Origin of the sequence: Pseudomonas sp. P179 (genome assembly GCF_000478485.2) — a bacterium.
Lineage (GTDB): Bacteria > Pseudomonadota > Gammaproteobacteria > Pseudomonadales > Pseudomonadaceae > Pseudomonas > Pseudomonas aeruginosa.
This window is the reverse complement of the sequence record NZ_KI517357.1, coordinates 33,684-54,210: the sequence shown is the minus strand read 5'-3', so window position 1 is coordinate 54,210 and position 20,527 is coordinate 33,684. Positions and strand designations below refer to the sequence as shown.

At 55.2% G+C, this 20,527-nt stretch carries 20 protein-coding genes; 6 read left to right on the top strand and 14 right to left on the bottom strand.

Features of this window, described 5'->3' with window-relative positions:
* Positions 1-7: 7 nt before the first annotated feature.
* Both HMPREF1224_RS42770 and HMPREF1224_RS42765 read right to left on the bottom strand, forming a co-directional pair.
* Positions 8-754: a hypothetical protein gene (locus tag HMPREF1224_RS42770; RefSeq protein WP_010794297.1), complete on the bottom strand. Its 747-nt coding sequence runs from the start codon at positions 752-754 to the stop codon at positions 8-10.
* A 149-nt stretch (positions 755-903) separates the two neighbouring features.
* A complete protein-coding gene (locus HMPREF1224_RS42765) occupies positions 904-1,416 on the bottom strand; it encodes a hypothetical protein (RefSeq protein WP_010794296.1) in 513 nt (170 codons plus the stop codon).
* Between the two features lie 112 nt (positions 1,417-1,528).
* On the opposite strand from HMPREF1224_RS42765, the gene HMPREF1224_RS42760 reads away from it, so the two are divergent.
* Both HMPREF1224_RS42760 and HMPREF1224_RS42750 read left to right on the top strand, forming a co-directional pair.
* A complete protein-coding gene (locus tag HMPREF1224_RS42760; RefSeq protein ID WP_031628687.1) occupies positions 1,529-2,338 on the top strand; it encodes a hypothetical protein in 810 nt (269 codons plus the stop codon).
* Positions 2,339-3,636: 1,298 nt separating this feature from the next.
* A complete protein-coding gene (locus HMPREF1224_RS42750; RefSeq protein ID WP_031628685.1) occupies positions 3,637-5,166 on the top strand; it encodes a GGDEF domain-containing protein in 1,530 nt (509 codons plus the stop codon).
* Between the two features lie 53 nt (positions 5,167-5,219).
* Here the strand turns inward: HMPREF1224_RS42750 and HMPREF1224_RS42745 are convergent, their stop codons facing one another.
* From HMPREF1224_RS42745 to HMPREF1224_RS42730, 5 genes are read right to left on the bottom strand one after another with little or no spacing between them, the layout of a single operon-like run.
* Positions 5,220-6,452, bottom strand: coding sequence for a hypothetical protein (locus HMPREF1224_RS42745; protein ID WP_010794292.1), 1,233 nt, complete (start codon positions 6,450-6,452; stop codon positions 5,220-5,222).
* Between the two features lie 13 nt (positions 6,453-6,465).
* The gene (locus HMPREF1224_RS45475) at positions 6,466-7,041 is read right to left on the bottom strand and encodes a hypothetical protein (protein WP_128654691.1); all 576 of its coding nucleotides are present in this window, start codon (positions 7,039-7,041) and stop codon (positions 6,466-6,468) included.
* Positions 7,034-7,351, bottom strand: a complete 318-nt coding sequence (locus tag HMPREF1224_RS42740; protein WP_010794291.1) for a hypothetical protein — start codon at positions 7,349-7,351, stop codon at positions 7,034-7,036. Before HMPREF1224_RS42740 ends, HMPREF1224_RS45475 begins: the two co-directional genes overlap by 8 nt.
* Positions 7,344-8,714: a hypothetical protein gene (locus HMPREF1224_RS42735; protein WP_010794290.1), complete on the bottom strand. Its 1,371-nt coding sequence runs from the start codon at positions 8,712-8,714 to the stop codon at positions 7,344-7,346. Before HMPREF1224_RS42735 ends, HMPREF1224_RS42740 begins: the two co-directional genes overlap by 8 nt.
* On the bottom strand, positions 8,696-9,427 hold the full coding sequence (locus HMPREF1224_RS42730; RefSeq protein WP_010794289.1) for a helix-turn-helix domain-containing protein: 732 nt from the start codon (positions 9,425-9,427) through the stop codon (positions 8,696-8,698). The genes HMPREF1224_RS42735 and HMPREF1224_RS42730 overlap by 19 nt, the downstream gene beginning before the upstream one ends.
* A gap of 448 nt (positions 9,428-9,875) precedes the next feature.
* Here HMPREF1224_RS42730 and HMPREF1224_RS42725 point away from each other — a divergent pair, with 448 nt between their 5' ends.
* Positions 9,876-10,202 (top strand): hypothetical protein, encoded by a 327-nt coding sequence (locus HMPREF1224_RS42725; RefSeq protein ID WP_010792885.1) that lies wholly within the window; start codon positions 9,876-9,878, stop codon positions 10,200-10,202.
* A gap of 231 nt (positions 10,203-10,433) precedes the next feature.
* Here the strand turns inward: HMPREF1224_RS42725 and HMPREF1224_RS0112725 are convergent, their stop codons facing one another.
* A complete protein-coding gene (locus HMPREF1224_RS0112725) occupies positions 10,434-10,724 on the bottom strand; it encodes a hypothetical protein (protein WP_170831729.1) in 291 nt (96 codons plus the stop codon).
* A gap of 660 nt (positions 10,725-11,384) precedes the next feature.
* Here HMPREF1224_RS0112725 and HMPREF1224_RS42720 point away from each other — a divergent pair.
* Genes HMPREF1224_RS42720 through HMPREF1224_RS0112720 form a run of 3 tightly spaced genes read left to right on the top strand, consistent with a single transcriptional unit; the run spans position 11,385 to position 14,049 of the window.
* Positions 11,385-12,398 (top strand): hypothetical protein, encoded by a 1,014-nt coding sequence (locus HMPREF1224_RS42720; protein WP_010794288.1) that lies wholly within the window; start codon positions 11,385-11,387, stop codon positions 12,396-12,398.
* A gap of 21 nt (positions 12,399-12,419) precedes the next feature.
* Positions 12,420-13,466 (top strand): ParM/StbA family protein, encoded by a 1,047-nt coding sequence (locus HMPREF1224_RS42715; protein WP_223218636.1) that lies wholly within the window; start codon positions 12,420-12,422, stop codon positions 13,464-13,466.
* Positions 13,467-13,473: 7 nt separating this feature from the next.
* Positions 13,474-14,049 carry a hypothetical protein gene (locus HMPREF1224_RS0112720; protein WP_031628681.1) on the top strand — a complete coding sequence of 192 codons (576 nt, stop codon included), beginning with the start codon at positions 13,474-13,476 and terminating at the stop codon, positions 14,047-14,049.
* A 58-nt stretch (positions 14,050-14,107) separates the two neighbouring features.
* Here HMPREF1224_RS0112720 and HMPREF1224_RS42710 read toward each other — a convergent pair whose 3' ends face one another.
* The 6 genes from HMPREF1224_RS42710 to HMPREF1224_RS42700 all read right to left on the bottom strand — a co-directional run bounded on the left by HMPREF1224_RS42710 (position 14,108) and on the right by HMPREF1224_RS42700 (position 20,520).
* Positions 14,108-14,530, bottom strand: coding sequence for a hypothetical protein (locus HMPREF1224_RS42710; protein ID WP_171886956.1), 423 nt, complete (start codon positions 14,528-14,530; stop codon positions 14,108-14,110).
* Positions 14,531-14,602: 72 nt separating this feature from the next.
* Positions 14,603-15,151 carry a hypothetical protein gene (locus tag HMPREF1224_RS0112715; protein WP_031628679.1) on the bottom strand — a complete coding sequence of 183 codons (549 nt, stop codon included), beginning with the start codon at positions 15,149-15,151 and terminating at the stop codon, positions 14,603-14,605.
* Positions 15,148-16,086: a hypothetical protein gene (locus HMPREF1224_RS45470; RefSeq protein WP_010794284.1), complete on the bottom strand. Its 939-nt coding sequence runs from the start codon at positions 16,084-16,086 to the stop codon at positions 15,148-15,150. Before HMPREF1224_RS45470 ends, HMPREF1224_RS0112715 begins: the two co-directional genes overlap by 4 nt.
* Before the next feature lie 102 nt (positions 16,087-16,188).
* The gene (locus tag HMPREF1224_RS46115; RefSeq protein WP_010794283.1) at positions 16,189-18,231 is read right to left on the bottom strand and encodes a hypothetical protein; all 2,043 of its coding nucleotides are present in this window, start codon (positions 18,229-18,231) and stop codon (positions 16,189-16,191) included.
* Positions 18,224-19,630 (bottom strand): hypothetical protein, encoded by a 1,407-nt coding sequence (locus HMPREF1224_RS42705; RefSeq protein ID WP_010794282.1) that lies wholly within the window; start codon positions 19,628-19,630, stop codon positions 18,224-18,226. The genes HMPREF1224_RS46115 and HMPREF1224_RS42705 overlap by 8 nt, the downstream gene beginning before the upstream one ends.
* On the bottom strand, positions 19,627-20,520 hold the full coding sequence (locus tag HMPREF1224_RS42700) for a TlpA family protein disulfide reductase (protein WP_010794281.1): 894 nt from the start codon (positions 20,518-20,520) through the stop codon (positions 19,627-19,629). Before HMPREF1224_RS42700 ends, HMPREF1224_RS42705 begins: the two co-directional genes overlap by 4 nt.
* Positions 20,521-20,527 lie beyond the last annotated feature (7 nt).

Sequence of the window (20,527 nt, the reverse complement as noted above, 5' to 3'; positions counted from 1 at the left end):
CGCGGGGTTAGCCAGTCACTGTGGAGTTACCCACGCTTGCGGTGCTGGCAAAGAACTTCTCGATAGATTCCTTGCACTCGATGTAGAAGGGGCCTTGCCAGTCGCGTACCCACTCAGGTGCGAGCCGAGCGTGGATGAAACCGTCAGACTCGTGAGTGTTGTCCCTGATCCCCAATACATAGGCCCGATCCATCGCAAGAAGCTCGGGCGTCACGTCAATCTGAGTAGGGCCAGGGTCTATGCCTACTGCGTTATCGTTCTGCCAGGCTTGAGGATGAAAAGTTGCGTAAACCCGGGGCCCATCTTCCGAGGTGTCATCGTTGGCCAGGTATTGTGGTGGCGGAGCAGTTACCGGTGGGAATGAGGGTTGTCTTGCGGGTGGAACAGCCTCGAGCAGGAAAATTACCTCTCGACCTTCAGACGTCCTGTCCTGGCCGTAGCCGGCGCAGATTCCCTCCAGGATCTCCAGTTCGGCCGTCTCTGCAAGACGGAGCAACTCCCCGCTGGTGTCGGCGGCGAGGGTTTTGGGCACCATGCCCAGATCGCTCAAGGCATCCAGGAACTCTCCTAGGCCACCTTCCTGCTCCAGTCGTGGGGATAGGTACTTCAGGTATTCGATCAGCGCTTCTCGTTTGCTGCTGAAGAAGAGCGGCCCCTGGATTGCGTCCATGGCGGGCTCACCCAGTGGATAGTCTGCAAACACCAGGCACCACTGTTCGGGTATCGGATGCGTGATGTGGGGCTGTTGCGTCATGGTGTACTCCGCGTCTGTGTCGATGGAGTCCATGTTCATGTCTGGCGGAGGGTACCAGAAGCCGGGCATTGCGAGTATCTGGGCCAGGCGGGTCGCCAATACTGGTCTTCGGTGCCCAACAATCGTATTGGAGGCCCGCCCAGCCCTCACTACAGAGTGATCCCCTTCAACTGATTGTTCAGGACAGCCTCAAGCTGATCGCCAAACCTCGATTGGAGGGCGTGCTCCGTCTTCTCGTTGTACAACGCGAGGATCAGACGGAACGTACCTTCCTCGTCACCTCGAATGCGAAACAAGGTGTTGGACTTCAAGAGCGGCTTCGCCTTGTTGAACCACTCCACCTCGTCAGCCATTTGCGGTAGCGCCTGCTCCAGGTATTCGTGGGTATCGCTGGCGTCGATCTGAGAAGCAGCCTCGAGGTTGAGCTGATACCCGTGCTCCTTCAGCGCCTTTACCATTGCTACTTGCTGGATGGAGTCGATCTCGATCGACAGGGGCTTTTCTTCGCCCGGGTCCTGAACGCTCCCCAACCGTTTTCCCTTGAGAAACACGATGCAGGACCAGGCCAGATTTTCGCCGTCACCATCTTCGTGAGTGTGCAGGTCCTTCAGCCGTATGCGGGCGGCAGAGATGGCCTTGAGGTTTTTGATGGTCATTTCCATGTGAGATGCCTTTGTGGTTTATGGCATCTCCATCCTCAATGGCGTTTCCGTGTGCCAGAATCACGCTCTGCGCAGATACATCTCACCCCACAATCCAGGGAACCATGCACCCGTGTTGGAGCAAGCAATCAACTCATGGCCGGCAGTCAGCCGTCACCCGCGTGTCAGTTCCACTGTCTTGGTCATCGGCAGTAGAGGTGCGCCGGAGTGTGAGGTCGCAAAAGTCTTCGTAACCTGTACGGAAGTGATCACCCAGCACGAGGCGTTTATCACAGTCGAGTACACAACCTCAGGCCGCAGCCATGCCTCAACTGGTAAGGGGAGCCTGGCCGCAGGTGTGAACAGGAACATGAACACGGCGTCGATCGGTGCTACCGACGGCTTTAACCGAGGATTCATCACAGTGACGCCGGATGCCCTACAGGGGCACAGGTTAGGAACCTATCTCATGTGGCGAGTGGTGCAGTTCCTTCACCAATTTCCAGATGCACAGGTAAATCCCATCAGGTTGAGCGATGCCCAAGCGTACAGATCCAATCGAGTGCGCAGAAACCGGTTCTATGAGCAAGTAGGTCTCCAGTTCGACTTTTACGATGAGGAACATGAGAACGGAAGATCGCGACCGGCACGCGCCGGAGACCTCATTCTTGTCGAGACCTGGAAACAGAACATCCAAGAACTAGGAATGGGCGACTATCTCAAGCACCAAGACAGCCACGTGCGTGGTCTGTGCCACGAGATCAGCACGCTGGAGAATCGCTGCAGTAGCCTTCAAAACGCTCTTGATGATGCGCGTCGACGTCCCATCCGGTGGGGCGTTGCTACCTTCATCGCTAAGCACCTGAACATCATAGGGCCGGCGGTTCTTGTCATGATGGCGGCTTTGGGCGCCTATGGGGCCCTTAGCGGCGAATCTAGCTGAGGCGATTGGTTCGACCTGAAAACGTCTCCTAGGCCCCGCGGCGGGCCTTCCTGGGCCATCTCCTCCCTCATTCGCTCGACTTGGGCAAATGCGCTGTGTTCGCCTCGGTGATACGAGTCCCAGCACGGTTCCGCCCGATCGAGGGCCTGGTCCAGGGCCAAAACGAAGTTCACCAACTCGAAACCATCACGCAGCTGGTGCCTCGCACCAACCTCATGAAGGTCACCGAGATCAATTACCAAGCTTCCCTGCCAACGTTTCGCCCTGAATCTCCAATCAGCCGACTGGAGACGCCGGGTAATAGTCGCCTGGTGGTAAGACGGAAGACTCTCCAGAACCGAAGCTAGGGTGCGAATTTGTGCGAATCGCCTCCTCCACGACTCACGAACGTGGTCGGTATGTTCCTGGTCTCGTCTCGCGATCCTGTCCAGATATTCGGTAACGGTAAGATTCCCGACCTGGACCTGCCAAAGCCATCCTTGTTGCTCCCTGGGGAGGTAGCTGGGGCTGGTAGCCACCAGAATCGGTATCAGGAGGTGGACGCACCTAGCCCGGTTCAGGTGTTCAACAAGGGCGCCCACGTCTACGGATTCAGCCAGGACCCAATCCGGCTCAAGACCTTGCATTTCGTCTTGAATCCGCAGGCACACCCTCTGGGTATCCTCAAGGCATGAAACCAGAAGCTCGGGGCCGAATGCGCCGGCCTCGAAGCTCAGCGGTAGTCGCGCGACCCGATGGGGGAGGGCAAGTGCCTGGGTGAGGGGAGAAGTCAGCTTCCGTCCACCTGAAAACAGACGTTCAAATCTGGCACCGAGGCGGGCCCGCAACCTCTCGTCAAAATCTCCAGCCTCATGTTGGATCTGCTTCACCCAGGGGGCCGCGGCGAAGCACTTATCAAAGGCCTCAAACTGCCGTTTGGTGTAGTTACCCTCACGTCCAGCTGGGATCAGAAACCAGCCAGCCTCTAGGGCACGTACTACGTCATTGGTTGCTTCGTCAGAATCCTTCCACATCCCTTTGAGGCGCAGCCGGGCGGTACGAAGGTGCATCGGGCAGACCAGTGCATCACGGTTGATTGGGTACATGCTGTTGTCTCCTATGTAGCCTCCATATTCCAGGGACGGGCGCTGTGCCAGAACCTGTCTCTGACTTTGAACAGCCCTCAGGACGGATTCCGACCTGCACCGCCGGGATGGTGTAGGGATTCGTCGGCAGAGGAAATTCCTTCCCACGCGGATTCGCGGGCTGCGGAAAAGGGGCACCCAAAGGACACTATTAGGGTGAGGAGATCCTCCCCAATGATCAGTTCTGTAAACCACGCTTTGCAAACAACCTGGTGGCTACAAGTGCGGCCGATGCCAAGCCTTCGTCACCGCGATGCGTTTATCCAACTCCTAGCTTCCGCAACCCACATTCTGAGAGACGTCGATGGCAGCTATGTCACTGGAGTACAAGACGTCCTCACAGCAATCCGTAAGGCGCCCTCGTTGACTGAGGCCGTATTTTCTGAGGTCGATCGCATGATGGAAGAGCTTCAATCCGCAAGCCGGCGAGTGAATGACGCAGCCGCTGAAACGTCAGGGCCGGTGGCGCTATTCGTCCCTGGCTTTGGGGTCAGGGCGCAAGAATTAGCTCGTGGCCTCCAAGGTATGGGGGCGAAGGTCATCACGCTCTGCCACCAGATCCCTTTCAACCCCGAAGATGAGGCCGGAATTCGCCGCTCCAGTATGCTCATCGTCGGTGACGGAGTGCTCAACGATCCAGAGGCCATCCCCTTCATCTCCAAGATCGTGATGACCTCTGAGTCTGATGCCCTGGTCGTGCTTGTCGTGGAGTCCTGCCCTCTGACATTCGAGCAGCGTCGGACAGCCACGGAGCTCGGACAAGTTCGTATCTTGGGACTCGATGATGACATCCGCAACTTGCGCTCCCTATTCCGGAGCCGAAATCGTGACATCGAGATCGAAGGGTATCGGGTGCTGCTTCTAGATGACTCCAGGACCGATGCCTACCTCGCCCGGAAATTCCTCACCGAGGAAGGCCTGATCGTTGAGCACATCCAGCATCCAAGCCAAGTGCTGGAAGCTCTATCCCGATTCCGACCTGATGTTTTGGTGACTGACTTCCACATGCCGGAGGCGAACGGGGACGTCGTTGCCTCGATCATCAGGCAGGACAGGGACGCCACCATTCCCATTATTTTCCTGAGCCGGGAATCCAACGCCGAGAAGCAACTGCTCGCCTTGTCCCGAGGGGCGGACGGCTTCGTCCAGAAACCGCTGAAGCGAGGAGCCTTCATCAAGGCGTTGAAGTCGATAATCAGCAGGTCCAAGGTATTGGAGTCCAGGATGAGAAGAGACCCCCTGACGAACCTCCTGAATCACGGCCAATTTATGGCGTCCGCCGCGACTGTTCTTGCCGAAGGCCCGCCAAGTTCGCTGGTTCTGATCGACATCGATCATTTCAAGTCGGTCAACGATACCTTTGGCCATCCAGTGGGGGATAGGGTGCTGGTTGGCCTGGCCGAGGTGCTCACCGATTCGCTGCGGACTGATGACTATGTCGGGCGGCTTGGGGGAGAGGAGTTCGGCATTGTCATGGTAGGTGCCAATCCAAGCCAGGCGAAAATGGTTGTGGATCGGCTGCGGTCCATCTTTACCGCGATTCAGTTCCAGTCCGAAGATGGGACCTCGTTCAGTTGCTCGTTCAGTGCCGGTGTTGCGATTCTGAATGTAAGCGTGAAGGAAGCGCACCGTGCCGCCGATGAAGCGCTCTACAGTGCGAAACGGAGTGGGCGAGATCGTGTTGAGATCGCCTTGCTTGGATAACTTATCCGCAAAATGAAAGCCCCGCACTCTGCGGGGCTTTTGGTTTCCAGTCTTCAGGCCTGGAGTGTGGTGTTGCGCGGCTGAAACTCCCGCACATTGTCCGGTCGGGTGCTTGGCGGTTGTTCGTCCAGGGACGATGTTTGGGAGTGATCATCCTCTTCCACAGGTTCGGCCTCATGGACGAGCCCGAGCAGCGCGCGCTCCATCATCTCGTCGGTATCGAACTCCGCTATGGGGAAATCAAGCGGCATCTCGACCTTCTCGAGCAGGTGTTTGATGTCGCCATGGGTAAGGCAAGGCTGAATACGCATCAAGCGTACGAGTTGGATAATCGCCTCTTTGTTCATCTCAACGGCAGCCATGCACCGCGACCATACGTTCTTGCGGATCATCGCCAGGCGTGAAGCCTTCAGCGTTGCTTCGGCATCATTTGCTGGCCTGTAGAACGCATGGCGGCCATCGCCCAACATCAAGAACTTCGAAGCAAGTTCGTCGAACGACTGCAGGTCATCGAATGCTGCTTCGCTTGCGGTGCCGCGGATGACCTGCTCTGCTGCGCTACCAATCAGAAGCATGTGCATGCGCCAATTGATGAATTGGCCAGTAGCAATCAGGTTCATGTCCGAAAAGATCTTGGCGGTACGGGCATTGAGATCCAGGTCTGCGTAGAAACTGCCATCGATCAGGCAGTTGCTGCCTTTGTAAGCGATGATCCGTGCGGCTTGGTGTATGGCCAAGCGTGTTGTATCAGCCATTGTCACCTGAAAGGCCGGCCGTTGGGCTGGCGTCTGCGCGAACGTTTCAGGGAGAGCAAGTGCTTTAGACATCCCGGAAATCGGGTCGGTGGTTTCAGGCTTGACCTCCTTCTTGGAGGACGTAGCCCAATAGGCGCCACCCAGCAGAGCAGCAACCAGGAGGGCAGAGATGCTGTAACCCAGATTGTCTGTCACCGCTCTGTAAATGCCAGCTGCGCCTACGTAGGTTGCCAGTCCTGCGGATGCTGTTGCCCAAACGAAGTGAAGGCCGCGAGCGAAGCCATCGCTCATAGACTTCCCCAGCTTCCCGGGATCGGCTTTAACAATCGCCGACACCAGGAAAGCGAAAGCAATCACGATGGAGAGGACGATGGCAGCCGTCGTTGCCGTCTCTACGAGATCACTCGGTCTGTCCTTATAAGTGAACACGGCCAGTACATACAGACCAACTACCAGGCACGACAAAAAGAACGGAGGTACCCAACCCGGCAGAAGCCGGGTTGCCTCCTTTAAATTGCTGAGACTGCTCATCATCCCTCCTTTCTTATGCCTGGGCTTCAGCGGCTACTTCCGGAGCCGGAGTAGCTTCCTTTACCGCTGGCGCAGTTGGTTTCTGTGGCTTGGAAGCCGCGCCCGCTGGCTGTTGAGCTTTGCCATTGTTTTTTTGGCCGGCGGCGTTCTTCTGTTGCTGGCCCTGAGGTTTGGCGTTGCTGCCTTGCTTCTGCTGACCGGTCTGAGTTGCCTTAGCGTTGCCCTGGGCTTGAGTTTGTTGCTCTCCGCCCTTTTTCGCTTTCTGCAGGACAGGTTTAGGGGCTTGCTTCGATTGGCCAGACTGTTGCGCGGATCGAGCGGACTGCCCGCCGCCGTTCCGGTTGAGGTTCAGGTCCTTGTTCACCTCTCGCATTTCGGCATCGAATGCGTTCAAGGCGCGCTCGAATCGGTCGGCAGCCTCAGTAGCACGGCGCCGAGTCTCAGGTGAGCCGGCCATTTTCATCTGGAGGATCGTGGTATCAACGCGGGAGGCTTGGATTGCCATACCCACCAGGGTTGCAGATCGTTCGCCAGTGATCCGAACCTCTTTGGTCGGGTGTAGAGCTTCATTGCTGCGTTCATCAGCCATTGTTGTCACCTTGGTTGCTTGGGCCAAAAGACCGGAGCCAGGTCCAGTGCGCTGTGCGCTGGACGCAGGAGTTGAAGAATTCCTCAAGGTCGCGTGAGTGCTTGAGATATGAGGCGGTGTCGTCAGGCACCAAGGCTCCCCACACATCAACCCAGAAGAGATGGGCAGCCTTGTGGGGCAGGTAGCAGACCTCGATGTGTCGATACTCCGGCGTACGGAGGTAGATCTTGCCGATGTAAAGGATCAGCGTGACCGCGAGGATCAACGTGAGGATCTGACGAACAGGGCTGCTTGCTTTTCCTTCAGCCATTGACGGTTTCCTGTGTGAGCGTGATGCGGAAGCCTGTGCGCTTGAGGACCAAGGCAAGAGCCTCGTCGAGATCAAAGCCACCATCGACCAGTGAGGAGAGGAGGCGCACCGAGGCGACGTCCTTAGGTTCACTGACTCCTAAGGTTTGGCTCCAGTCCTTCCAGTGCTTTGTTGAAACTGGGGTAAGCATGGGAACGATCGCGTGGATCTTTCGAATGCCGGAAATGTTCGGGGGAGATTCCGATGCATAGGTGTGGCACATGCGAGCCAAGAACTCGCCTGCGTTCATCCTGGACGCAATGAGCTTCTCGAACTCGGCGGTGCGTCCAGCTTTTCGGAGTGCATCAGGGTCATCCATGCCTTGGCCCAGCGGGACAATTGCCGTGACGATGCCTGCAGGTTCGCAGTTTCTGATCGAGACGATCCCGCCTTCATACCCCGCGATGTCGCCGTCCACCATATGTGCCACCTCGGTGACACCTTCACCTGCGAGGAAGGCCGCCTGACCAGCATTGATGGAAGCCTGCCCAATAGCGGTACCCCAGAACCCCATGAACTGGATCGACCAGCCATCGAAAGTACCCTCAACAGCAATTAGGGGGCCGGGCTTCCTCATGCTGAACAGATACGGGGTGTCCTTCTTGAGCGAGTCGGCGAACATATACTTCTTGTTCCATCGATCGCCTTTGCCGGAAGGCAGGCGTCCCCAGAGACGAACGTCCCCATCAGGATGCGGCCAGTAACCGATGACACGATTGTTCATCGTCCGCCGGTACTTCGAAGGGTTGTTCTCCTCGACCAAGATGTATCCCTTGGCGATGGCTACTTCCCGGGAGATACCGCGCTCCTCGAGTAAAGCCAGAACCTCTTCGGGGGACGAATAGACGCCAAGTCGCATCGTCGCCATCTGCTCATCGTTGTAACCACGATCTGTCTGCAGCTGCTGAAGAAGATCCGGGTACTTGCGGGCCAGGATTTGGGTCGCTTGGATAATGGCGCGCCCTGGGGAGAGGGGGGCAGGGGAGCCATTGATACGACCTTCAGGATTTTTGTTCGAAGGGGGGTCAACTCGGGCAAGCTCGCATAGGCGCTCTACGATCTCCTTCCTCGAGTAGCCCGATTTCTCCATCACGTCCCACAGCGACGTCGATTCGCCACAGTTCTTCTTGCGCGGACAATGGATCAAGTGGGTTCCAGGATGATGGAAGGCCTCATGCATTCCGCAGGCCGGGCAGAGCATCCGGTATGTCCCTGAGGTCTGAAGCTTCGTCGGCTTCAGGTGGTCGAGCAAGCCTGACGAGACTGCATCTATTTCGGGATACACCTTTTCATGGAGGAATTCGGTTATTGACTGGCGCTGCATTCGGCTGCTCCTGTCGAAACCGCTCGGATGAATTCCTTCGAGGCGCCGGCCTCACTGGCGATCTCAGCTAGCTTCCGCTTCAGGCCGCGACGTACCTTCCATGTCTGCTTTCTTGAGATCTTCAGTATCTCAGCAATCGCGCCGGACTCCTGATTCTCAATAACAGCCAGCCTCAGGATGTGGTGCTCACGGGCAGAAAGAAGGTGGCGGATCTGTTCGATGTATTGGTGGCAGGTTTGGCCGGTCTCGTCCGGTAGAAGGACCCCATCAGCCAGGAACTGAGGTGCGTATTCCAACGCCTCAGAAAACTGTGCAGTCGCGAGCATGTAGTCGGACTGAAGAGAATGGGAGCGAGGACCAAGTTCGGTTACCAGGTCACCCATATTGATAGCCGAGCTGCCAGGAACTTCAGCAAGCACATCCCCGCGTCCGTCCCAACGTATGTAGTTGAGAGCCGCGCCGATGATATGGGCAGCACGTTGATGAGGCTCGACATCTTGATAAAGCTCGATCGCGGAAGCGACGGCCTTGTAGAGCCCGATCTGAAGGATGGACAGGATCTCGTCGTCCGTCAGGCTGACGCGCAGCTTTGAACGAACCTCAGCGATCCACTGTGGTCTTGACTCGGGATGGCAGACGACTTCCCACGGATCGAGCTGCGCGAACTCCTCGCGTGACAATCCCGTCAGCCAATTATTGCGCTGTGAGCGCATGGCCCCTCCTCCGGCAAGAACAGCCGGTCCTAAGCGTCGCGGTGTCGAAAGCCGACACCGCAACAATCTCCAATCGGCTGATTGCCAATTGGCCCCCCCCTCAAACAGTGAGTGCAGCTTTTTCAGCTGTCACTGCACCAACTCCAGTGGCCATCCGCAGATTGTCCCCTGGTAGTTCGCGGCGATTTTATGGGGCAAGAAAAGGACAGGCAACCCAAAAAAGGTGGCTGAAATCCCGCGAAATAGGCGGGTCCGAGGCCGATTTGGTGACATGCGCGCCTAGTTTGTGTGGGCTGGGTCAAAGCCATGGTATGGCGCAACGCCAGTATCCATCAGGGTTTTGGCGCCTGAAAACAGTCAGCGCGTGACACGTTGGTTTTAGCTGCTGGCTGGAAATTGCACCGATCGTCGTTAAGGTCAGGAATGTGTAAATGGGAGTACAAAACTGATGATCGGTGTACACAGCGATGCAATGAAGGCTGTAGCGGGGCATCACGCCTTCGGCGCGCAGAGAGTGAGGGGTTGGTTGGTGGAAAGCGTGGACGGTGTCCCGTCCATAATCGCCCTGGTCTATCAGGACAATGGCGACGTGTGCGCAGAGGTGGTCTGGATGGACCACACCCATGCAGCAGATCTCGACCTCATTGTTGCTTATCTAAATGAAAGAGCTGGCGGGGGAGAGCACCTGGTTGGTGCCCTTCGCAACATCTACTGCGGTGCGCGGCCAATTGATGCTGGTACGAAACTAGGTTTTAACGGCAGCACTAAGCACTGAGTGAGCCCTTGGTCTGCTTCCTATATAAATGGGAGCTTGTCCGCTACCCTGATGACAGCGCCAAGTCCACAAGAACGTCCCCCTTACCAGGCTGCTCAGCAGGGCAGGCAGCAATCCTTCTGCGCCGGTTAACCGAACAAGCCATCGTGCCAGCGCTCGCCTTGGCATCAAGACCTTGGCCATCCTCAATGGGCTACACGAAGTAGCCCACTGCGTGCCCCGTAAGCCGCATCAGGCCTTCCCTTGCAGTACGACGGCAATCCCGAGGTCGTAACACAGATCAGTGACCACCGCGGCGGGGGGAGTCAGCACCCGCTGAAATGGGAGGATCACCGCGGCTGGTTTAACCCTCTGGATCTCATTGAGGACCTCGATCAACTGCTCTGTCCTGGTTCCAGATGCTGGCCGGTACTCCCTTAAGTGGACGTCTTTCAATAGCGGCATGGTTGTCACGTCACCGCCAAGTCCAATCCCGTCAACAACGCACGTGATGTATAGGGCAATGGCTTTCTGCGTATCCAAGCCAGCTCGGTAGTTATCGAGCGTGCTTCGGTACCAATAGGGCCTGCCACTGCCTGACACCTCGTCAGGCGGGAGAACGGTGTTGCGCAGTTTCCGCATGGTGGGCCGAGAAATGTGGAGGTGGTTAGCAGCCTGGACGGTGGAGAGTCGTTCCATATGGGGAAATTGGGTAAGTGCCTTGAAGAAGCAAAATCCTAAGAAATCCGTACTATTACATTAGACGGGGTTTTAACCAAAAATAGGGGAACGCAGTCGGCCCGCGTCCTGCCGTTTCAATGGTGAATTGCTTGCCTAATTTACCCAAAAAACCTACTGAAGAGGTCATTTTGCGAAATTCTGGCTCTCGAAGGCGTTCGTGTGGGGCCATAAATGCCGTCATGGGGCGGGATAAGGGATTTAAGGGCCGGAATTGGCCTGGAGATGCCTAGAAAGGCCGGCTAAGGGCATTTATGGGTGATTTTCAGACTCATTGCGGAAACGGAATTTAGATCGGATTCCGGGCGTGGAAGGGCGTGAAAGGGGCCTTACGGGGCGATATGGGGGAGTTCTAGGGCGGGAAAAGGATGGGTGCGCCGGTTAAGGCCGATTAGAGGCGAATAAGGGGAGATGAAAATGCCCAGAATTTCCGAAAATTACAGAAAACATTCAGTAGGGTGACTTTTGAAGAAGGAAATCCGTGATGCCCTGGCTAAAGGGTATGTTGATGAGTACGAGCACTCGGTAAGGCGCCGGTCAGAGACATTTCTGGCGCTCCTCAATTCCCTGCGTACCGCAGCCCGGTCTGCTACCGAAAAGCTCATGCAGCTTGAAATCGCTCTTTCACGTTTTCCAATTGAGCAAGACGGGAGAACCATCTCCACTTTCTGGAAATGGAGAGCCTCCCGGAAATCGTCTGGCTCTCTCCGGCTCTACCTTAAGTGCAACGAGCGGATTGAGGGACGACTGCAGAGCTACCGAAAGGCCATCCTTCCTGATGCCGAGCCTGACGTAATCGATCTGCTAACTTCGCTCCTGGGGAAACGGCTTACCACTGAATTTCTCAACGACCTGGGTGACCTTCTCCACTTTTCAGAACGTGTGAGTCGATGGGCGCATACGTTAGGAATGCCTCTAGACATCGACGTCGTTCGCTTTGGCTCGGTGATCAGCGCTTGGGTTGGTGCGATTGAACGGCTGGGGGGCAGCGCTCCAATGAAGCTTGAAACCTTGATTGGCCGTTTCGAGTTGGTCGACTCAGAACTTCAGGAGGCCTTAATCGAGTTCAACCAGGCCAGGCAGCCTGTACGATATAGGTCGATCATCTGCCGCCAGGATGTCGATCAAAGTGATCCGCTGGGCCCATCGCAGCCTATCTTCAGGGTGGTCAGAATTTTTAATCGGGTCACTGGGGCCCGGAAAACTGAGCCGATCGAAGAGTTCAAGCGGAGCATGCTCCGCGCGGAGATGAAAGCGAGCTTGGCTAAAGAGTTGGGGCGAAACCCGACACCTGGTGAGGTAGCTGAAGCAATAGGGCGTCAGAAGAGGAGGCCGCCGACGCAGTGGATCACGAGTGATGTCATCTCTCACTGCTACCTGGGTAAGCATTCAGGCAGCATCCTTAGGCAACAAAAAACTATCGCAGCGTCTATGGATGAATGGCTCGCACTACGCGGCCTTTTTCAAGCGTTGCTTTGACCATGAGGGGATTTAATGTCTATGAAGCTTGAGCAATTGGTTGCCATAGATCTGGGCAACGGCTCGACGAGCTACAAGGCCGGTAACGGTGCCAGCGGGGAATATCCATCCTTGGTTGCACCCTATGCCGGCAGCAGTCTTGGTGGAGCCCTCAGTCGGGAAGTCTTCACCACGAAGAACGGTCGTCGCTACCTGGTGGGTGATGATTGCAGGGAAGAGGGTGCGCGCTCTCGTAGCACAGACTCGAGCTTCTACAAATCCGACGAGATTCGAGTGCTCTTTCTGAAGGTGCTGAAGGATGCGAATATCAAGAACCCGGTCATCGCTACAGGATTACCGACCGAATTCTTCGCCACCCACGCGGCCGAGTTCGAGGCCGATCTGAAAAAGTGGGCACGAGAAGACGGCTACCATCCAGAGCTGGTCAAGATCCTTCCCCAGTTCGCTGGCCCATGGTTCGATCCAGAGCTCGAGGACGAAGAGGGTAACCCGCTTGATCCCAACGAAATGGTCAAAGGTAAGTACGGCATCATCGATATCGGCTACGGCACGATCGACGGTGGGCAGTTCAATAATGGTCGTGTCAGTGATATCCGATACGGCGAATCCAGTGGCGTCTCTGACATCCACAAAGCGATCTACACCTCTCTGAGTAACCCTGAGCAGTTGAACGAGCTCATCACGAAGAAGGGAGCGAAGCTTCCGAAAAACTTCGCATTAGACAACCAGATCAACGAGTACACGATGGATGTCTGGCTGAGGGAAGGCCACTTCATCTGGCGTGGAACCAAGATCGATATGGAACCGATCAGCTTTCCCGCGCGCCAGGCTTTCACCGATCAGACCATTCCTCGCTTCATCAAGCAGTTGTGGGGCTCAACTGATTTCCTGAAAGGGATGGTAGCCGCCGGCGGTGGAACTACCGTTCTTGGCCGCCCTCTCTTGAAGCGCCACATCACCTGCCCGATCTACAGCGCAAAAGACCCTGACAAGTCGATTGTCCGCGGGTACTACCGCTTCATGGTCAGTCAGTATTTCAAAGAGCATGCTTTGATCCGCCAGGGGTAACGCACAGATGAGCAAAGTCGTGATCCGAGCGGAGCTCATCCCTGGCCACCACGATGCGTTGATCGAAGCCCTGGGCCAACATGGGCCCAGAGCCGGAAATCAGATGGTGTTCAGCATTTCAGCTGCCTGCCAGAAACAGTGGCCTGTCACGTTGAGTGACTTCACCCCGCCGGCGCATTCTGACGAGCGCGCAGTCGAGGTGAAGATGACTCTGAGAGAGGATTACTACCCCGAACTCTTCCGCCTCTACAAAGGCTTGGGGCATGGCAATCGACAAACTGTCTTCCTCAACATGCTCAACCGCCACGTGTCGTTGAGCTTTGGTGCTCCAGAAGCGGTGATGCAGGCAATGACAGATTATGCTCTTGCCAGATCGTGCCCCGAATCTACACGGACGGTGCTGAGTCAAGATACTGCCGCTGGGGTGGCTGAGCCGTCCGGAAATCCCAGGCCTGATGAGCCAGTGGGGCATGCGAACTCGGTCGCCAGCGCGATCTCGGCTGCTTCACAAGACGTGACGCCTGAACCTCCGGCTCCTTTATTCGTCCCTGACCCCATGGCATCAGTGGACATAGGCCTCTGAGAATGGGCAATAAAAAAGGCTATCTGGAGCTCCCGATAGCCTTTTTTTTGATCTGAAATTACTCGGGCAGGTGAACCCAGAAAAGGCCGTCAGCTCGAGCAGAGAGCTTGATCTTCGGACGCTCTTTTGCAAACCAGCGAAGGGCGTACTTAAAGAAGCCAGCGTTGTCCGCGGAGATCGGGGGATTCGTGCCGGCGATCGAGGTGATGGCAACGTCGACGAGCAGGGTGTCCCTATCGCGAAGGTGAACCTCGTATGTGACAGTCTCACGCGGTCGAGCGACGGCCGTAGAGCCAACCAGGTCCATGAAGTCCTGCAGGCGTAGAGCTTCGAAATACGCACCCTGGCCCAAAGTGTTGGCCAGGCGTTTAACAAACGCATTCTTGGTCGTAGGCCATTCCGAGAGCATTTCGTTCACCGAAAATGCATCGTCTTGCTGAAGGTAGCTGGTGTCCGTATCGAAATCGAAGTCGTTGTTCATCTGAATGCTGCGCATTGGATTCACCAAAAAAATTCAGGTGCTGGGCTGGTGGCACACGTTCGGACCCGTAACCTAAGCAGAACGAACCAGTGCTTTCCGGTACACCTTCATGTTTGAAAACCAGCCATCTGCGACCTTCACGACCTCCCCAACGCAAATCTCGCCGGCGCGGGCCTGATGAAGATTCTCGTTGTAGTTACCACTCACAGGGATTGGGTGGATACCGTGGATCGCAAGAGTCTCTCTTACCGCCTTGGCCGACTCTTCATCCAACCCAGGCAGCATGTCGATAGCCTGAATTATCGATTCATCAGACTCATCCGTTTCTACCTGAGGTGCGAACGGCATGAGGATCTGTTCAACCGAATTTCGTGGGTACGCACGGCCGACCTCTGGCAGCAGAGGAGCAACCTTCGTGACACGGGACATTACCGTTTCAGGCGTGATCGACCAGGGGCGTGGGGCAATCACTTCAGCCGCCGGAGTCACCAACTCAACGGCGTAGGGGATCAGCGTAAGTGGAGAACCTACGGCCGCGCGGCGAATCAGGTTCCCAGCCATGTCAAGGACATAGCAGGGAACCGACTCTTCGTTGATTTGAAAGTGAAGCGATCCAATCATCCCGAAATGTCCTCCAGGATCTTGGCGATATCCTGGATCGCCTTGTCTTCCATGCTGGTGCCAAAGTATGCATGGTTGGGGAAGGTGGTGTACTGGGCTGGGCGAGCCCCGGTCAATGAGACTGTCTTCGGGTCCACGTCCATTTCCTCCACTACAGCGCGAAGAATGGTATGTGGGGTTGCGGCGTTACCGGTTTGAGGAAGCCAAGCGCGTACGACTTCATTGTCGGGGTTGACCAGAAAGACCATCGTTGGCCACCAGTCGTAGAACGCCGACGATTCGTCTGCACCAAATCCCTGTGCCAGCATCGTACGTTGATTCATCTGGCCCCACTCGTTGTCAGGGAAGTAGCTGTAAGGAGCGAGCCACTCTTTGAACGATAGCTTACCGCGCTCTTTCAGCCGTAGTGCCGGCGAGTAGTAGTAGTGGTCGACACACTCCCGGAATCCAGTACCACATTCGTCTCCGAAGAATGTCATCCCAACGCCATGGTCACGTTGAGCTGTTCGTACAGTGGACATAGGCATCTGGCCATACGACAGATAATTGATGGACACCGGAAGCCCTGCATTTTTTAGGAGCAGCTTCAGATCCCACATAGCCCGTCCTTCACGGCGAGCTCGTACATGGCTTTGCTCGGCTTGGCCGGCATTATTAAGCTGTGCCTTTGCATCGGAGTAGGTGTTGGAAGCAACCCAAACTGTCCACCCTTCCGATTCCCAGTCCTTGGTTCGTTTGGCGCGGAATTCATAGCCATACGTAGCCTTTTTGTTTGGACTGTTCACTATCTCGTAGACGGTTGAGTTAGGCATTTTCCAGTCGGGGTGCCCATCCACCTGGCCTGTGGAGGCAACCCCGGCCGCATTGTTCTCGACTTCCCCATTCCCGCATGCGCTTACCAGAAGGCATGCCAGCAACATCATTTTTCCCTTCATCGTTCATTCTCCATCTTCGGATGGCGATCGTTATACCGCCCGGTGTTCGGATTTCAAGCAAAAAAAAGGGCCCAATATGGGCCCTGAGCAGGATTAGGTCTATCAGATGAGATCGTCCAGGCTCGAGCGCTGGCCTTTGGAGGACTGAGAAGCCTGCGGCGTTGGAATTTTCACTCCCAAACGTGCGTTGGCACCCGATGAACCTGGGCCACCGCCATTTTGCCCACCTCCACCTCCTCCCAGCCCCCCGGCGAACCCACCCGCAACCTGGGCTGCAGTTTGTACTTTCTGCTGCGCTGGTCCACCGCCGCCCCCACCGCCCCCACCACCAGGTGTTGGATTACCTCCAGAAGGGGCACCTGCAGCACTGGCGCCGCCACTGGCGAGAGCCCCAGCTGTACCTGCAATTCCGGTAGCGGCCCCCGCAAGTCGAATGGCTGCTCCCACTACGGCCATGCCGGTTGCCGCTAAGCCGGTAGTTGCACCGGCAGGGTTGAAGCCTCCAAGACTCTTAACATCGTCCCAGAGCAAAAGTTTAGCGAAGATGATTTCAATTACGGTCAGCGCCACAAAGATAATGTACTGGCCAGTTCCGGCCGATATTAATAGAGTGGAGTTTTGAGCGTAGTTGCCCATATTGTAGCCTTGCATGGTCTCAGCATTAACTGCAAGCATTGTGGAGGCCATCGTTAAGCATAGATCATTTACAAATGCAACAATAAAGCAAAAGGCAATAATCTTAACGGAGGTGAAGATTACTCTCGTCGACCAAAATATGCCAAAAACTGCAAAGATGGGGAATGTAATTCCCATTAGTGCGGCGAGCATGGCAGCGCCATTTATCATCATAGGAATTTTTACAGTAAGCATCCATTCGCGGAAGGTTTTGCCTATGTCCATGAACTTTGTTGTTCCGCTTTCGAACAGCATGGTCATAGGGTCGCGGACGTCGGAATCTTGGTAGTACATACCACCATAGGTGAGTAGCTCCGACTGTCCCTTTTTCCGCTGGGCGGCTTCATTTCGTATGTGATTGAGCATTATTGCCGCTGCATCATCACCATCCCGCCTGAATGAGTTTTCCTGATAAGCTGGAGCATGTTTTTGCACGGCAGAGTTAAAGTTTCTCTGAGCCATATCGATCATCAAGAACATGTCTTTGCAGGTCTTGGGATAGAAATTCTGCTTTCCGCCAGTAGTTGGTGCTTCCTTGAAGCCAGAGTTCAAGTATTTTTTGTACTTTGAGTCGTTAGCGTCAAGAGACAATGCTTGGTCAGCAACTTCCCCAGCTTTATCAGGGAAAAGCTTCTGAACCCAATAAGCTTCGGTTGGGATCTCGAAGCCTTGGGGTGGGTTTGTGCCGTCATAAGGATTGCTATCACCCTCGATCTTGTCGAGCATAGCCATACCCTTCTTTGTACCTTCTACTACTGCATTTCCACCATCACGCTTCAGCCAGGTAGAGTTGGTAGGGTTATCGTAACTGGCCTCGCCACTGCCCGTGACCTTGTCCAGAAAGCCTCTGCTGTCTTCGAACTCAATCTCATTCGCACCGATTCCGGTAGACCCAAAGAATCCAACATATCGTCCTGCACTCAACGCTTCGGGAGACTTTCCATTAGCAGCAATAAATGCAGGCTCGCACTTATTCAAATAGTCCGAATAAAGTGGGTACACAGGGCTGTCAGCAAAACGTTTTAGAGTGTTTTCGTTTGTTACGTGGTAAGCCCTGCTGAATGCATCTTCCGTAATCTTTCCTTCATTGACCTTGTCAAGTGCAGACTTAAAGATGGCGTAGATGTTACCGACTATAGTCAACGACCATCCCCCACCCCGCGCCATTTGAACAGAGCTACCTGTGCCGGGGAATGTGAATGTAGAGACTGATAGAAGCAAAAACATCAGGCAGGTGCCCGTGAGGCCGGTGAAAACCGACCTTAGCTTATCCTCAGGGCTCCTCATCATAAGGATGGAGGTCCAGGCAAGACCCAGACCTCCGATGATAACTCCAGCGGAGTTAACCAGAAGTGTGTGATAGTCTTGCCAAAGACCAAGGTAATAACCAACTAGATCAGCAAAATTAGAATCTACGAGCTTGAGGAAATCGTAGTCCTTGACGGAGTTATCGACATCAACATCAGCCATTTATTACCGCCTTAGCTGTCTGCTCGATTAGTTTGTTTCGCTCCATGTCATGCTTAATCTTGTTCTGGAGCATTTCATATTCTTTGCGAAGTGAGGACAGTGCATTTGAATACCGAGCCTGATCATTGGAGCTTATTGCCTGGTCATCAACTTGGTTCGCCAGGCCGGTCATTACACCCACTTCAAGTTTGGAAATGACCTCGTCTAGCTCTTTCATCATGGCCAGCGTGGCGAGATTTTGTTGTGCTTTGGCAAACAATGCGGGATTTGTAGTGCCCAGTTTCCGCATGAATTTAAATTCAGTCTCGGTGATTACGATGCCTCCGCGATTCACCAACTGCTTATAAGCGTCACTTTGTTCGAAGGTTGCTGGGTCTGCTTGATATACGTTCGCGTAGAGGCTTTGATACTCCTGAGTAAGTTTCTTCGATTCATCTTCGAGCGTAATAGTCCGAGGAGTGACCGTATGCGCGTCCTCTTCGGTGCTGTAGTTTGGCAGTAAGCCCGAATATTTCTTGATGTCTTCACAGCCGAGCTCAGATGCCGCCAGTACAAGGGAGGTTTTGCCATCCTCTGGCTTGGCACCGCAATTCTTCGTGGGCAGCGGAGGAGAGCCCGCACCAGAACCTGTGCCATTTCCTGCGCTCCCGCCACTTGATCCTGACGCCCCCCCATTTGAAGAGCCTCCCCCTTTGACACCAACCAGGCCACCGGTCATCCCCGACACGCCATTCATCAAGGATGAGGCTCGGCTGCTAATCGTGTTTTTGGTGTCTTTCATGCGGGTAATGAGACTGCTGGTGATTCCGTCTCCAGACATGCATTTCGCAGATTTGTAACCTTCTTCGACAGTACAATCGGCTTCAGCCATCACCTGCATGTTTTCTTCGTACGCCTTGTCGGCTCGCTGGCGTACACCACTGCAGGTGAGGTTCGAAAGATCAAGGCCAAACTGGCCTACCCCGTTCAACTCGTCGATCACCGATTTCACGGTTGGCTGGCTATAAGCGAGGTACATGATGGCGAGCGCCGGCGCGTTCTGGATGAACTGCTCGACCATGTCACCGTACTGACCAATCTGGCCGTCAAGCACTGTCCCCAAATTCAGACCATCACAACCTACTCCGACTTGGGTAGCTCCGTACGCCCCTACGATGAATTGTTGCTTATCTTGAAATGGAGTGAAGGTGTCAAAGCTTCCGCTTCCGCCTCGTCCGGCTTTGTTTACGGCACTTCCAGAGAGTTTGGCGCCGAACAGACCGGTTACATCGTCCATCCGCCGGGACCAGGGAGAATCTGAACCATCGGTGTTCGCCGATTCATCGGCGGCATTAGCGGTGGTGAAAGCTGCGGCCAGGGAAAGACCGAGAAAGAAGGTGGCGAGTTTGTTGAGTTTCATTTGGAGTCCTTCTTCGCAACGGTGTTATTTTTCACATAGGTCATAGCCATCAGCCGGCCTTCCAGCTGGTTCATGGTTCTGTTGCCAACCAGAGTTTCTCTTCGGCTCACTTTCATGTTGTCGATCCAGGTGATGGGCCATGCTGTGATGCCCATCTTCGTGACGTTGTCTCTTTCAGCCTGGCTGAGCATCCGCCCGGTCAAGCCACGCGCGGTCACTTTCTCTGCGAAGACCTTTGCATCGCGATCGAGTTGGAAGACTCGCACCTTCAGCTTCGGGTATTTCTGAACCAGCCTGCCGAGAGTGGCCAACTGACGATCGCAGACAGGGCAGGTGGATTCAGTGAATACCGAGATGCTCAACGATTCGGTGTCGATGGGCTTCTTCGCCGCGGACTCTTCCATGGCCGCGTCAAGCCCCTTGATGTGTTGGAGGTCGCCGCGTTGCCACATCGCCATCTGGTAGAGATTCGCCGCTTGCTTATACTGACCCCAGGTCTGGTCCATGTAGCTGACCAACTCGTTGGCGGCCTCGGGAGACTGTTCTAGCTGTAGGCGAATGACTGCACTCGGGGTGCCTGGTTGGAAGTTGAATTCGAGCCCTTTGTTGTTGGTGATTCGCAGAGGCGCGTTCGGGTTTTTCTTCGCGTTTCGATTGAGCTCTGTGCAGTTTTTCATCCACTGCATGTTTTGGCAGTCGAGGATGTTCGGGAGTTTGTCGAGTTCTTCATTCTCACGATCCCGTGCCGCCCGATTCACCTTATCCAGCGCCGAAGACAGGGCTTCCGCGAGGACATCCTGGCCGTTGGGCACGTTGGACATGACAGTGCCTGCGTTGGAAATCAGTGCGCCGGCGACGAAGGCGAGCCCGATTTTGAGCTTGTGGTTCATAGGGTGA